Source organism: Dendronalium phyllosphericum CENA369 (genome assembly GCF_016056275.1).
Taxonomy (GTDB): Bacteria; Cyanobacteriota; Cyanobacteriia; order Cyanobacteriales; family Nostocaceae; genus Dendronalium; species Dendronalium phyllosphericum.
Window position 1 is genome coordinate 27,473 of record NZ_JAECZA010000092.1, and the last position, 14,486, is coordinate 41,958.

The following is a 14,486-nucleotide window of genomic DNA, read 5'->3' on the forward strand; positions in this document are numbered from 1 at the left end:
AGCAGAGTCGCTTTCTCCTAATCCGGCGTTGATGGTGTCATTCCCTGCGCCTGTGATGATTGTGTCATTGCCTCGCAAGACAACTCCATTAACTAATCCAGCTTGAGTGACACTATCGTTACCACTGCCTGTGGTGATGTCGAAAATTTCAAAGTTGGTAGCACTGACTACACCTGTAATCTTGATACCTGCACTGCGATAGTTCGTTAAACTGAGGTTGCCAGTTTGGGTGGACAAATCTAAGGTCAACTTATCTGTGCCAGTTCCACCATCAAGGCTATCATTACCACCACCGCCATCAAGGCTATCATTACCACCACCGCCAATAATGGTGTCATTGGCACTTCCACCTGCAAGATAGTCATCTTTACTAGTACCGGTGACATTGAATCGCTCAATGTCAGAGAAGAAAATCTGGTCAAGCACAGTGTTATCTGTGTTGAAGCGAGTAGCACTTCCACTACTACTCCCAGCACTAAAGGAGATTCCGCCCCCTGTATCACCTACTGAGTAGTCCAGAATTAGTAAATCATTACCTGCTCCACCATAAGCAGAGTCGCTTTCTCCTAATCCGGCGTTGATGGTGTCATTCCCTGCGCCTGTGGTGATTGAGTTATTGTTACGTCCGGAAAACTGAACTTGATCGTTACCACTCCCAGTGGTTAAGTTAGTGTATCGCTCAACATTTGTGACCCGAACACCTGTGGAAAGGACAATCGATTGATTACTGCTATTGTTAATTGTTAAGTTATTTGTTGCGGCAGAGAAATCTGCATTTACTAAGGTATCAGTTCCATCTCCCCCGTCAATAAGATCAATACCTTGGATATCTGTAATGGTGTCATTACCAGCACCAGCGTTGATGATGTCATTACTGGATAAACCATAAAATGTGTCATTCCCTGCTAAACCTTCAGAGAAGTTACCTATTGGATTAGTTAGATACAACACATCATCTAGATTCAACCCAAAGGTTGGATTACGGAGAACATCTAGATAATTTCCCAAGTTGCTGGGTGCTAAAGCTGCTTGGATTTGCGTATTGTAAGCGTCTTCTGTGAGACCAAAATTTGTTTCATGGGCATCAAGAGCCGCAATAGCATAACTCCAGTAGCGAGCTGCATCCGCAGAGTTCGTTGGGACATTCGCAGTTAGGCGTGTGAGCAAGTCACTTAGCGTTTCGCTGCTGGTGAGGGTATCGCTATTCAGGCTATAGGTAGTGTTGGGGAAAACATTGCCCATCGTACTCTGTACAACCAGGCGAGCCGTAATCCCCTGCACAACAGTATCCCACGACTGTTGAATAAAGCGGGTCTGGCGCACAAACGAAAAATTGAACTGTAAGGGCTGTCCCAGAAATGCTTCAAGGAATCCCAACTTCCGAGCATCGAAAAACTCGCCGCGACTGTTGGGTGCAACATTATCAACCTTTGCCCAACGGAAGAGAATCTCCTCTATTTTAGGAACTGCTTGACTGAGATCCTGCAATTTTAACTGAACAAAGTCTCGCATCAGCCCCAGAAGCTGGCTGTCAAGGCTCATGGCGATGTATAAATCCGGCAATTTGCCATAGCCCCTTACTGTAGGCAGAAACAGGGTTTCAGGCTTGAGTTGGTAGGATTGATTATAGGTGGTGTTGAGACGATCTGCGTTAAACCACAGAGATGCCATATTTCCTGTGGTGTTATCTGTGCGAATAAACTGGCTGGTACTTTGAATCAGGTTACCTTCAGATGTGTAACCAGCAGATTGTGCATTTAAACTTAGAGATTTAATCCCTAATTGCGTCAGGGTTTTTAGTTCCCCAAAGTCGGTGATGCCATTTTGATTGAAGTCTTGCCAAATTTGAAGTTTGCTAAATTGAGTATCCCTGGAATCAATAACTTTGTCATTATTGCTGTCTAGGGTGGCAAGTTCAGTAAAGCCATCAGTAACAGCATCACCAAAGAGTTCTGTAATATCATTTATCTTGCCATCGCTGTTGGCATCCAAGGCTAATATGCCATCATCACCTTTAACCCAGCCAGTTTGTTCTCTGAATCCATCGGCATTTAGGTCAAATTGTGCGGTGGACTGTTCAAGCGAAACGAGTTCGATGCCATCACCATCTAAATCTAAAACTAATGGATCAAAAAGCCCTCGACTAGCTTCTACTGCTGCTTTCCCAGGATAAGCAGATTTGCTTTCTTCTGCAAAAGCAGGCGCAAACGACACCAATGGAATTAGTACTAGTCCATCAGTAGCCCAGATAAGTAGGCCTGCTCCTACTGCTAAGACACCTATTCCTAAAATTGCATTAATGTCTAGTCCACCTGGCTGTTCCTCACCTTGCTGCTGCCCACCTTGCTGCTGCCCACCTTGCTGTTGACCACCTTGCTGTTGCCCTTGATTTCCACCCGTTTTATTGCCAGTAGGATCTGGAGTTTTATCAACAGGTGGAACTTTTTTAAAGTTTCCATAGCGGGAACTAGGATATGGTGGTCTACTAGTACCGCCGGCTCCTGATAAACGATTTCCACTGACATCTATTGAATTAGTTGGGTTGTTAAAGGTATAAGAATAGAGATTGCTTCCTCCAGATTGTCCAATTGGATCGGGATTTGTGAATCTTCCTGATGAAGATGAGTAGTATCTTGCTCGTATAAAATCCAGCCCACTCGCTTCATCCATAATCCCCCACTGACCGACATACTCAAAGGGATTAGCTACCCCCTCAATCGTCAGCAAATTCTCCCCAAATGGACGGTAGGCATAACGATTGAGATAACTTCCCGATGCATTGGTTAACCCCACTGTTGAACCAGTTAAATCCGAGTCATAGTAAGCCGCATTGCTACCATTAAATCGACCTACTAAACCCAAACCATGCACATAATTAGCCGTTAACCCACCGCTACTGTTATATTCTCCAACAACATCCCCCAGCCCAAACGGATCGATTAAATATTCTGTGCGTTGACCATTCTGAACAGATGCCACGCGATTGCCAAAAGCATCATATTCATAGGTAAACGTGCCCTCTGGAGTCGTCGCCCCAATCAAGCGATTTTCATCATTGTAGGTATAGGTTGAGACACGGCTACCATCTACTACCCGCGTCAAATTGCCATCCAAATCATAGAAATACTGGGCAGTCCCAACCGTTTGGTATTGATTCAGATTATTTGCTGTGTAGTTGGTCGTCACACCATTGATCGTTGTGCGCGTGCGATTCCCCGCCGCATCATAGACATACTGCAAATCCTGATTGGCAATACTGACATTCGTGGAAGTAAACTGCGCTCTTGTCAACTGCCCTGATGCATCGTAGGTATATACCCACTTTCCATCTCCTGTTACCGCCTGTGTCTGTCGCCCCAAACTGTCATAGGTATATTGGGCAAACGAATTTACTGTGCCATCCGCCTTCCGGTTAGAAATCGCTGTCAGTTGCCCCGCTCCATCGTAGGTATAGAGCGTATAAGTACCATTACCGTTGGTTTCTTTGGTTAAACGACCTACTACATCGTAGGTGTAAGCAATAATACTAGCTCCTGTGCCGTTTGTTAATCCTGTCAACCTTCCTTCTGCGTCATAGCTGTAATTAACGGTAAACCCATTTCGATCCACCATACTCGTGCGTCTGCCCGCACTGTCGTAAGTGTACTGAAGGAAACGATTATTGGGATAGGTAATCTTCGTCAGGCGATTATTTGTGTCGTACACCATGCTGGTTATACCACCCCGAACATCCCTCACCGCAGTCAAATTCCCCGCAGTGTTGTAGGTATACTGCTCAAAGGTATTATTCTTAAACGTTTTGCGCGTCACCCGTCCCGCCGCATCATAGTCATAGCGAAAGGTATCGCCACTCCGTTCTGTCGCCTGAGTTAGCCGACCGTTGACATCATAGGTAAATGTCTCTGCATTGTTGTTAGCATAGGTAATCCCCGTCAGATTGCCACTGCTATCGTAGTTGTAGCGCATCACCTGACCTTTCTGGTCTGTCACCGTTAGCGGAGAATCACGATTCGGGTCGTAGGTGAAGCTAACGGTTTGGTTAAGCGGGTCGGTCTGGCTGAGTAATCTTCCCTTAGCATCGTAGCTGAAGCGATAGATGGTGTTGCCGGGAGCGGTAATCTGGTTAAGGTTATTGTTACTGTCGTAGGTAAACTGGGTGACTCGGTTCAATGGGTCTTTAATACTTTGAATTTGCCCAGTAGACGTGAACCTCAGTTCCGTCGTTGTATTGCTAGCATCCGTGACGTTAATCACACCGGGAGAGACATACGTGTATTTTGTGGTCATAAAAACTTCCTTAGTGTAGTGTCATGTCTCGAATACTGGGCAAAGTTAAAAATTTGCTTCTTAGGGAATATTACGGTTATTAATTGCTTTTTGAACGATTTTCTTTGCTACTTTTTTCAAATCTTTATCTACACCACTGCAAAATCTTGAAAGACTGTTCCAGGCTTGCAAATAGCTGCTGTAAATCTTATCTCTGCGTACATCTTTAAACTTTTCTAAAGAATGTCGTTTAAAATCTTTTTTCCTATGTATTGGTTAGTTCGTTGCGATAGTTATATCCTTTATAATCATCGCGGGTAGCTGCATGTTTCAACACTCAAATATCTGCATATCTTAGTACTCGCAATTATAGATACACAAAACTAGGGGAGCAACGCGATTTTCTGAAATCACGTTGCTCCTAAAACTGGTAACTTCATAACTTTTAGCCTTGCTTACGCCCTTTGAGCCATTCCTCAACTCATTGGAAAAAATCTTTTACCCCATTCTTTAAAGATGCAGCATTCATTTTCTTCTCAATCTGCTTATTTATATAGATGGTAGTTTGTATGTAATTGAGGTGCGTTCGCGTACATAGCGGCTCTTTTTTTCAAGGAAATCTCAGGGACTGTAACTGGGCTTTGTCATGCAGCACAGCGCCGCAGTATGAGCGTTGATTTGGAATGTTAGGCAGGTGGAAAGGCGGGCGATCGCCTGTTGTAGCTGCGACCGCGCAAGAACAGTGCGAGATAATGGCTCCTATAATTGTTGATATATATAGCTTTGAAGCAAGTAAGAACTACCATTGCTTAACTTTTTCTTACTGTTACTAAATCCCATAAATAAGTTACTTAATAATCATGATTCTACCTAGAATAGAATCTATGTATTATTTTGGCTTCTCTCATAAACTACCGCCAGAAATTTTTTGTGCAAATAAAGCGCTGATACCGATATTGTTAAGTTGAGGTCTTTATTGTTATTGTTCAGTCAATGACCAAGGTTATTGCGGTTTTCAATCAGTCGGGTGGTGTTAGCAAATCCACTTTGACGATGAATTTAGGCTACCACTTGGCTCAAAAGAAGCAGAAAGTTTTGTTAGTAGATATGGACCCCCAAGCTTCGCTGACAGCCTTTATGGGATTAGAGCCATCTGAATTAGATAAGACAGTTTATGAAGCTCTCCTTGGAGACGAACCATTACCAATTCATCAGAATATTCATAGTATGGATTTGGCACCTGCCAATATCAACTTAAGTGGTGCAGAATTGGAACTTGTCGTAGCAGATATGCGAGATATGCGCCTAAAAGAAGCGCTTGAACCAGTTCTCACACAATACAGTTTCATTTTCATTGACTGTCCACCAAGCCTCGGTATTCTTAGCTATATCAGCTTAGTTGCCGCCACACACGTACTTATCCCTATTCAGACTGAATATAAAGCTTTGAAAGGAACAGAACTATTGTTAACAACGATTGCTCGTGTCCGTTCTCGTGCTAATCGAAAATTACAGATTGCGGGAGTAGTTCCGACGATGTATGACAATCGAACTGGACAAGGATCTCAAAGCTTACAGTCAATTACTAATTCTCTGTCTAAGATTGGTACAATTTATCCACCTATTCCTCGATCAGTAGGATTTGCTGATGCAGCCCAAGAGCATCTGCCATTGGCACTCTATAATTCTAAACATCCATCTGTTAGTATCCTTAAACAAATTGCTCAAAGTTTGTCAGTATTACCATAATTAACATCTGCTCACCAAGAGTTAAATAACTGTGGATAACGTTATCCACAAAAAAGAAGAGCGGATTTTGCTAGAAGCTGTTAACTGAATTTGTGTTAATGCAAGCCAAGAGCATCTGCCATTGGCACTCTATGCTCTTTAAGCATTCATCTGTTAATATCCTCAAACAGATTGCTCAAAATTTGTCAGCGCTATCATGAATTCAAAAAAGCGTACTACTCAGCCTTATCAAATCAAAGGAGTTGATGCTCTATTTGGTTCTGACGAACCAAGAAACGAGAGCGCTGCTGTACTTATTTCAATTGAACAAATTGTTTTGCCACAGCAGCAACCTCGTCGGTACTTTGCTCCTCAATCCATGCATGATTTAGTAGAGTCAATTAAACTGTATGGAATTCTTCAACCACTTCTCGTTCGTCCACAAAAGGATGGTAAGTATGAATTAGTTGCGGGGGAACGACGTTTCCAAGCTGCTAAAACTGTTCAACTAGAATCTGTTCCGGCTGTGATTCGGCAGATGACTGATGTTGAGGCATTTGAACTCGCACTTTCTGAGAATCTGCAAAGAGAAGATTTAAATCCTGTTGAGGAAACCGAGGGAATTGTTGCACTCTTAGCATTAAAACTCAATCAAACCGCTGAGTCAGTGATTGCTTTACTTACTTCAGCTGCTCATCCAGAACGAGAAGCTGTGGATAACGTTATCCACAGTCCAGAATGGCAAACCCTGCTTGAGGTATTTAACTCAATTGGAAAATTCTCCCCCGAAAGTTTTAGAACCAATCGGTTGCCGCTCCTGAAACTTCCTCAAGATATTATGGAAGCACTACGGTCAGGAATGATTGAGTATACTAAAGCAAAAGTAATTGCGCGAGTAAAGGATGAATCTTTACGTGCATCATTGCTAGACGATGCCATCCAAAACGACTTATCCTTGAGTCAAATCAAAGAACGTCTTGCTGTGATTAAAGCAGAGACAACCGGAGTTTTAGAGAAAAAATCTTCTGACATAAAAAAGCAGATCGATGAAGCTTATACTAAAGTTAAAAAATCAAAGGTTTGGGATAATCCCAAGAAGCAAAAGCGATTGCAAAAATTACTAGCAGAACTAGAAGCCTTAATAGTTGAAGAGAGCAATGATAGCTGAAATTTGATTTTGCTTTTGCGGTTGACAGTGCAAGTCCTGACTATTCTTTAGTTACTATGTTTAAATAAATACTCAGTTACCTGATGCCAAAAATCAAAACATTTGCAGAAAATTACCCTCATCTAACCCGCTTTGTTAATGAAATTGGCTGGATAGAAATTGGGGACAGCGAATATGTTAACTCCTTTGCCAGAGCTTATGATTTGGGTGGTACTGTCTACGAAGGAAAACCCAACTATTCAAGTTTAGAAGCTGCATTCCAAGACTTAGAAGCAGCCATCAAAAAATATTTAGAAGACAACGGAATTTAACTTATACCCAATAGCTAAAACTCAAACCAACGGTAAAGGTATATTGATAATTAATTGCAGATTGTTTTGGCGGGCAATGAGTTGAACTTTAAGTGTCCAAGGAGCCGTACTTCTGGCTTTCAAGTTCGGCAGCAGCCATATCTAGCTCCATCTCCAGTTGTTCAACCGTAGGCAGGATACCTTTAAGCTGTTCTGGAACGTCTTTTCCTATTCTGTGTGTAGAAACGCCGATAGGTTGTGTCATCCCTTGCAATGCAAGCTCGGCAACAGTCTTGTTTTTAGACTTGCAAAGGATGATGCCGATGGTGGGCTGATCGTCAGGATGCCGCAGAATAGCGTTCACTGCTGACACATAAAAGTTCATTTTTCCAGAAAATTCTGGCTGAAATTCCACCATTTTCAGGTCGATAATTACAAAGCAGCGCAACTTGAGGTGATAAAACAGGAGATCGAGCCTGTATTCCTGGGAGCTGACCTCAATAGGATACTGGCTTCCCACAAACGAGAAACCTGCTCCCAGCTCCAAGAGAAAGTCACGAATGCGATCCACGAGCGCCCGCTCTAAATCCCTTTCCTGCGCTTCTTTGCCCAACGTCAGGAAGTCAAAATTATACGGGTCTTTGATAAGCTGCTGTGCCAAATCTCCTTGGGGTTTAGGCAGGGTCTGGCTAAAATTGGTGACTGCACTTCCCTGGCGTTCATAAAGACGACTCTCAATCTGCATCTCCAGAATGGCGCGGCTCCAGCCGTTTTCAATGGTTTGCTGGATGTACCAAACCCGCTGCTCTAGGACTTTTACGCGATCCAGCAAGACACAGTTATGCCGCCAAGGAATTTGTCCACCAGCTTGGTGGACAAATGACTCCTCCGGGTAGGCTGACGCGAAAGCCCGCATATAAAGCAGGTTTGTACGGGAGAACCCCTTTATCTCCGGGAACTCTCTTTTCAAGTCTTTGGCCAAGCGCTCAATTACTTTAGTTCCCCACCCTTCATCTTGCTGGCGTTGTAAAATCTCCCTGCCGATCTGCCAATAAAGCAGCACTAATTCTTGGTTAACAGCAAGTGCCGCCCGCACCTGCGCGGTGCGAATACGCTGTTTAAGGATGCTTAGAAAAGCATCATAGTTGGTCAGTTCGGGAAAAAGGGAATCGGTCACAGTGAAGAACTTATCGGGCGGTTACTGTATTTTACATTAACGTAGTAATCGATTGTGCATGAATAGGCAATCATTTATACCTGTTACACACTTAAAACTTTGATGGCGATCGCGCTTTCTGGTACTGGTTCGGCTTAAAGAGTAGATTAATTTTCTTGGTTTAATTGGGCATTTTAACTATGGGGACTATCTGTGTAAATTCTACTATCTACAACTTGAAAAAATCAAAAGTAAGTATTAAATAATAATTGGCACTTTATATGAATGCTGACGAGTCAATTTTAAATTTAAAGAAGGTTGATTTAAAAAATAAACATTTGTTACCAGAAGATTCAGGCATTTATTATGTATTAGATGAAAACAATATAGTATGGTACATAGGAAAAGCAAAAAATCTTAAAAAGAGATGGAATGGTAAAGCGCACCATAGGCTTTACCAATTATCATCACAAGGGAGAAAAAAGTTTTATATATACTACAATAATTTCAGCGTAATCAACCTAGATGAAGAAGAGAAAAAATTAATAGCACAGTACAGACCGCATCTTAATAGCAGTCCAGTAAAGAAAAAAAGGGTTTTACCTGCTGAAAATCTGTTAAGAGAAACAATACTCAAATTACCAGATTTCTTAATAGTTTTAGGTATAGAGCCACCCAGACAGATAAATAAAAATGCCATCACACCTGACTGGTGGTTAAAAAAGAAACTAGCAGGACTACAAATTATTCATATTGTGCTTGATTGGGAAAAGCTAAGAGAGTTCGCCGAACAAGATATAGAAATATCTAGTGGTGTATTAGGTTATGTATTTGGGACTAGAAAAGCTTATTCTAACCTTTGGGAAGCACCACATAAGGAATATGTAAGAAGATACGGTGTAGTCCAGTGCAGGATTTTGGTAAATGGGTATGTTGTTGAAGTCAGTGTTTTAGATAACGTTAGTCAGATGTTCACTAAAACTAGAATGGGGACTTTAGCTGGTGAGCAAATAAAAATTGTAGAAGCAGATATATTAGATAAAATCAAAGCAGACCTGAAAATTCCAATTCCAAAAGATTTTGTCAATCAAATAAAACCTTACTTGCAAGACCCCATAAAATTAGTTTTTAATGATGACATAGATAGAGAAACTCTAGGAAAACAAATATACAAAATAAAAGAAGAGTATAAGCAAGGTCTTAGAGGAGTTGGTAGTAGAATTGCCAAACGAATTTCTAAAGGTGAATCCAATGCCTCATAAATCGCCAGCAACGTCACCAATAACTGGACTGTGAAAGAGAGTGTTAAGACTAATCTACGAAGGTTAGTCAAGCGTCTGCTGTGGAAATAGTTATCCACCAGAAAAGCAAGGGAAGGCGACGGTGACAGTGCTGCAACAGGCTGAGTTACTGTGTAGAGATTGGGCTGCGTGAGGTTTGATTAAAACGGAACTTAATGGTTGAGTTAAGTTAAAAAAATTATACTACAATTAGTATTAATAAAATATCCGCCCTTATTTTAGCTGCCAGCAAGGTTATTTTTTAATGCTCGCCTACTTTGAGAAGCTACAACGGATTTTTATTTTAAACGAATTATAAAATGGCATTTTTTTAAAAAATTAATCTTCCATAAAGTCCTTCTTTTTTTCTTGCTCAATTTTTCCTCGAAGATACTGAATCTTTTGCTCGATATATTGTTTGTGTTGGAGAAAATCCACAGTATTGAGGAGTGGAAGGAGAGACTCTAGATATTCGACACGTTTCTGATACATGGGCACAGCACTCCCTTCCCAGCTAAGAAAATTAGACTCTAGAGAAAGCTTTTTAAAATCCTCAATTTTTTTGTTGTGTTCAAGAAACAAAGCAATAAATGAGGAGCGTCTCTCATATGATATTTGTGTAATAACGTTAAACACAAACTGAGTAAACTCAATGTCTTGATGTCGAGTTTCAATAAATCTCTTTAATAATTTATCCTGTCTCTCTTGAAGAATAGTGTTATCTTTCGCCTCTGCGAGCAGAATAAAAAAATCTTTTAGGCTGTTATATCTAAGTAAAACTTGCTCTAGCTCTTTCTCATAAACATGGTCAACCACTTGACTCATCAGTACCTCATAGCTTTCATGCCTCCAAAGGAAAGAATAATCACGGGTATTGTCGAAATGATAAGACTGTTCCTTCTGCTCATAAATCCAGTTGATATATTCAAGGATAAAGTTGGGATCAATGTCTAGAATGTACTCAAAATATTGCCCGTTATCATCTGTATGCCAGTCTACTTTTAGAATTGCAAGGTAAGCTTTCTTGAGAGAATCTAGATTGTTTTTGAAAAGGTCAAGTAAAGTTTTATTTTCCTCTATGTGGAGGTCAAATAGAGGCGACAGAGCGTAAGAGTAGTCTAAATTTTCAGTTATCTTCTCTAGGAGAATCTCAGTTACCCGAACGACCACATTGCTATCAAGCAAGCAGTACTTTAAAAGGAAGTTGAGGTCACGTGGTATTTCGCTAGGCTCACTCTCCCTATAAAGAATGTAGAGATGATCCAAATACTCAAAAGTAATATCTTCCGGAGTAAGCAAACGATAAAAGTTAAATAACCATCTCCGCTTTGAAGGGTAATCGATTTGATTAAGAAATTCGTGAGCTTTTTTGACTCCCAATATTTGAATCAGTCTATTAATGAGTCGTAGCTCGTTAAATTTAAATGGTTCTCCAAGACCAAGATAATGTTTTATTACCTCTATATAGAGGTCAGGATCTCGGTTAGATAGAGCTATTAGCACTTCCACTACCCGACTCGAAAAATGAAACCCATTGTGCTTTCGACGGTCTGACTGTCCTTGAATTTCAAGACATTGCTGGAAAAACTGCTCGTAGTTTGCAAAGCTGTAATCTGCAAAGTATTCTTCAATCTGTTGTCGCTTAAATTGCTGATATTCTTCGGATTCCAGTTCAAAGTATTTTCTTTCTGTACCGCTAAAAAGAAGCACTTTGGATAGAGCGTAAGTTTCGTTTGTAAATCTACCCCGCAAGTCCTCATTAAAGGGTACTTGATGTTTTTCAAGATGATTTAAGTAATCTTGAACTACAAGGCAGTGGCAATAGCTGCAAGAATCTAATGCTGACTCGATAAAAGGAAGTATGTCGGCTGCATCCTGCGTGATAATCTCAACAACAGCGATTTTATAACCAGATGTGCTGTATTTATGAATGAGATTAAGCACTTCTTCCCTAAAAATAGGTATCTGGTAAAGCTTAAATACCCGCTTCCAAATTGTACGCCTTAGTTCAATCAGTTCTCTTGTGGGTAGCAAGTCGAAATTAAGGATATTGAATGCGCGTCTTCCCTTCATTTTAGTAGTATTAAAGTGTGTTGGGAGATACTGTTCAGCCAGGGCAAGGAATAGTTTCGAGAACATTTCTTCCTCTCCTTCCTTGACTCGCTCCCATAGCACATCAATCACTGTCTGCTGCATAAAAAATCCGTCAACATAGGAATCATGCTCAAAGCCGAATTGTTCGGTAAGAAGATGTAATCCCCGTGATAATTCACTTGGTCGCTTGGTAAGGTAGTCGAGGAGGAGAACCAACGCCATTCGGAGGTTATCCTCATCCGAATAACTGAACAAACCCAGTGTTTTGAGGAGAGAAGGTGATGGAATATTAGAGTTGGGCTTAATCTCCAGCTTAGAAATGTCTATCGACTCTGGTTCCATTTTGGAGATGCAGTCACGAACGTACAGAAGTATGTCGGTCTTTTTGAGGAACCAAAACACTTCCATCAGATGCATTAACTTTGTTTCATCCCCTGCTTCCTTATATGTTTCCCAAGCTTGGTCAACATGTGGACGCATGATCTCGATTATATTCTTGTGATCAAAAGTATTTAGAACCGGGTTTAAGACATCAACTAATCGATACTGGAAGTCAGGGAAAAAATTCTTTATGAGAACAGAAAATTTGAGCGTTTGTTCCTTGAAAAAAGCGAGATAGAACAGGTAGGTAGCCAGAACTTGATCTGAAGTTCGTACTACCTCGTTTTCGTGCATATCAAGCAATTCTAGGTCATGTAACTGACGCACCGCTTTCCAAAACAACTCTTGAGGTATGCCAAATACTGTCTTAATTGCTCGCATCATTTCCTCATGCGAGCGATCTACTGTCCGGAAAAAGGCAACGATACCAGCAGTTTTCAAGAGGTTTTCGTCACCGAGTTGTTCTAGATCCTGACGGATTGAGCGGTAATATTCGTCGTAGAGGGATGATACGTCAATGATGCTTTTGAGCGTGTTCTCCCGCTTCGCTACATCTGCAATCATAATCGCAAGTCGAGGATTGCCCTGTGAAATGTCAGCGATCCGGTCGAGATAGACTTGGTTGGTTATGCTATATTCATCTTCAACAAGCTGCTTGATTTGGTTATCTTCCAGGGATTTTACTTCTAACTCAATCAAATTTTTGTAGGAGCGCGCTGCTTCCCGAACCTTATTCAGAGCATAATCCCGAACTGTCGCAATGACTTTAATTTGCTGATCCGAGCGTTGGTCGTGAAGAAGTTGGATAAAGTACTCAAATCGGCTGACACGGTTAGCATCGTCCACGAAGATGAGGTAGCTGCCCGGTTCTGAAAAGTGGATGCGTAGATCCTCAAAAATATCTGCCCCCCGAAGAAATATGCATCGTACTTTGTACTCAGAGTGAGATGCTACAAATTGGTTGCAACATTGCAGTACAAGTCGGGTTTTCCCTACTCCAGCTTTACCAGACACTACTACAAGATTACTCTCATCCAGCCCCTGCAACACCCGCTCTAACTCTTCTTCACGAAAGTGGAAAGTTGTGTTGAGAGGAGTGGCAAGCGCATTTTTGTTGTAGTTGGTGACAAACTCGTCAGGAGCGACGACTTGACCTGTATCTACCTCTACTCCAAGAAAATCCCGTGCAATACCTGGATACTTTAGATGAAGGTCGTAGGAAATTGAACCAATGTCAAAAATATTTAAGTTTACCCCACACTTCTGACACTCTTCCCTAAGCGCATCTTGCTCATCTGTATTAAGAGTAGAAGTATGGCAAAAAACCACCTCTTCAATTTTTGTAATTCTTATTCCTGTTTTTGACTCGTCAAAGCATTTATCAAGATCGCTTTTGAGCTTCTTATAAACACCTTCCTTCTGTATAGTGTATTCTGCAAATACATATTTACCATTTGCTAAGGAAATTAACGTATCGGGAGTTCCCTTCCTCACATTATCAGTTCCAATTACAGAGCCAATAGAGTTAATACGTTCGTAGCCTTTTTTATATAGATACGCATCTGCTAATTTCTGAAAAGCAGCGCCTCCTAACTCTCTTAGTTTATTTTGAATCTGATTAATTTTTGACATGTGTGTTGAGTGCTAAATTATTTGTTCCTTTGATAAAATATTGTTCTTAGTATCCTGAATAGTCAAAATTCATGCGCTCAGAGTTTGCAAGTTCCTGAAAACATTCATCATAGCCCATCTGAAAAATTAGCTACTTGGGTCTTTTTTAACAGCAGAGTTACAAGTGCGAGCGCACTTACGGTTAATCCCGGATTTCTCACAAGCAGTAAAAAATCAATTTGTATGGCTTGATGTGAGGTAGTTTTCTGATACATCACCAATCAAAATTTATGCGCGGAGTTAAATTAAGTATAAAACCGTAGATACAAAGCTAAAATAGCTACTATTTTTTTATTAGTACTAAAATCAAAATGTTATCTTCATAAAATTGAGCATTCCAAAACAAGACTTGAATTAATCCAAGCTCAAAGTATCATTAGTTAGAAATAAGTAAAAGACAACTAAACTTTAAACTATGCGGTATTAGAGAGCATTTTTAAGCGTTTATGGGC

At 40.9% G+C, this 14,486-nt stretch carries 7 protein-coding genes; 4 read left to right on the forward strand and 3 right to left on the reverse strand.

Going from position 1 to position 14,486, the window contains the following annotated elements:
- On the reverse strand, window positions 1-4,287 hold a 4,287-nt coding region (locus I8752_RS18430), incomplete at its 3' end, for an RHS repeat-associated core domain-containing protein (RefSeq protein ID WP_318780866.1).
- Between the two features lie 972 nt (window positions 4,288-5,259).
- Here I8752_RS18430 and I8752_RS18435 point away from each other — a divergent pair.
- The 3 genes from I8752_RS18435 to I8752_RS18445 all read left to right on the forward strand — a co-directional run bounded on the left by I8752_RS18435 (window position 5,260) and on the right by I8752_RS18445 (window position 7,473).
- On the forward strand, window positions 5,260-6,015 hold the full coding sequence (locus I8752_RS18435) for a ParA family protein (RefSeq protein ID WP_214433756.1): 756 nt from the start codon (window positions 5,260-5,262) through the stop codon (window positions 6,013-6,015).
- Window positions 6,016-6,211: 196 nt separating this feature from the next.
- Window positions 6,212-7,162, forward strand: coding sequence for a ParB/RepB/Spo0J family partition protein (locus I8752_RS18440; protein WP_214433757.1), 951 nt, complete (start codon window positions 6,212-6,214; stop codon window positions 7,160-7,162).
- A gap of 83 nt (window positions 7,163-7,245) precedes the next feature.
- Window positions 7,246-7,473 carry a hypothetical protein gene (locus I8752_RS18445; RefSeq protein WP_214433758.1) on the forward strand — a complete coding sequence of 76 codons (228 nt, stop codon included), beginning with the start codon at window positions 7,246-7,248 and terminating at the stop codon, window positions 7,471-7,473.
- Window positions 7,474-7,561: 88 nt separating this feature from the next.
- Here I8752_RS18445 and I8752_RS18450 read toward each other — a convergent pair whose 3' ends face one another.
- Window positions 7,562-8,629, reverse strand: coding sequence for a PDDEXK nuclease domain-containing protein (locus I8752_RS18450; protein ID WP_214433759.1), 1,068 nt, complete (start codon window positions 8,627-8,629; stop codon window positions 7,562-7,564).
- Window positions 8,630-8,889: 260 nt separating this feature from the next.
- Here I8752_RS18450 and I8752_RS18455 point away from each other — a divergent pair, with 260 nt between their 5' ends.
- Window positions 8,890-9,870, forward strand: a complete 981-nt coding sequence (locus I8752_RS18455; protein ID WP_214433760.1) for a GIY-YIG nuclease family protein — start codon at window positions 8,890-8,892, stop codon at window positions 9,868-9,870.
- Between the two features lie 357 nt (window positions 9,871-10,227).
- Here I8752_RS18455 and I8752_RS18460 read toward each other — a convergent pair whose 3' ends face one another.
- Entirely contained in the window at window positions 10,228-13,995 is a 3,768-nt protein-coding gene (locus I8752_RS18460; protein WP_214433761.1) for an nSTAND3 domain-containing NTPase, read from the reverse strand.
- Window positions 13,996-14,486: the final 491 nt, after the last annotated feature.

Excerpts from the sequence above, each read along its gene's own strand:
- I8752_RS18435 (WP_214433756.1), top strand. The coding sequence starts at position 5,260 with ATGACCAAGGTTATTGCGGTTTTCAATCAGTCGGGTGGTGTTAGCAAA.
- I8752_RS18440 (WP_214433757.1), top strand. The coding sequence starts at position 6,212 with ATGAATTCAAAAAAGCGTACTACTCAGCCTTATCAAATCAAAGGAGTT.
- I8752_RS18445 (WP_214433758.1), top strand. The coding sequence starts at position 7,246 with ATGCCAAAAATCAAAACATTTGCAGAAAATTACCCTCATCTAACCCGC.
- I8752_RS18455 (WP_214433760.1), top strand. The coding sequence starts at position 8,890 with ATGAATGCTGACGAGTCAATTTTAAATTTAAAGAAGGTTGATTTAAAA.
- I8752_RS18460 (WP_214433761.1), bottom strand. The coding sequence starts at position 13,995 with ATGTCAAAAATTAATCAGATTCAAAATAAACTAAGAGAGTTAGGAGGC.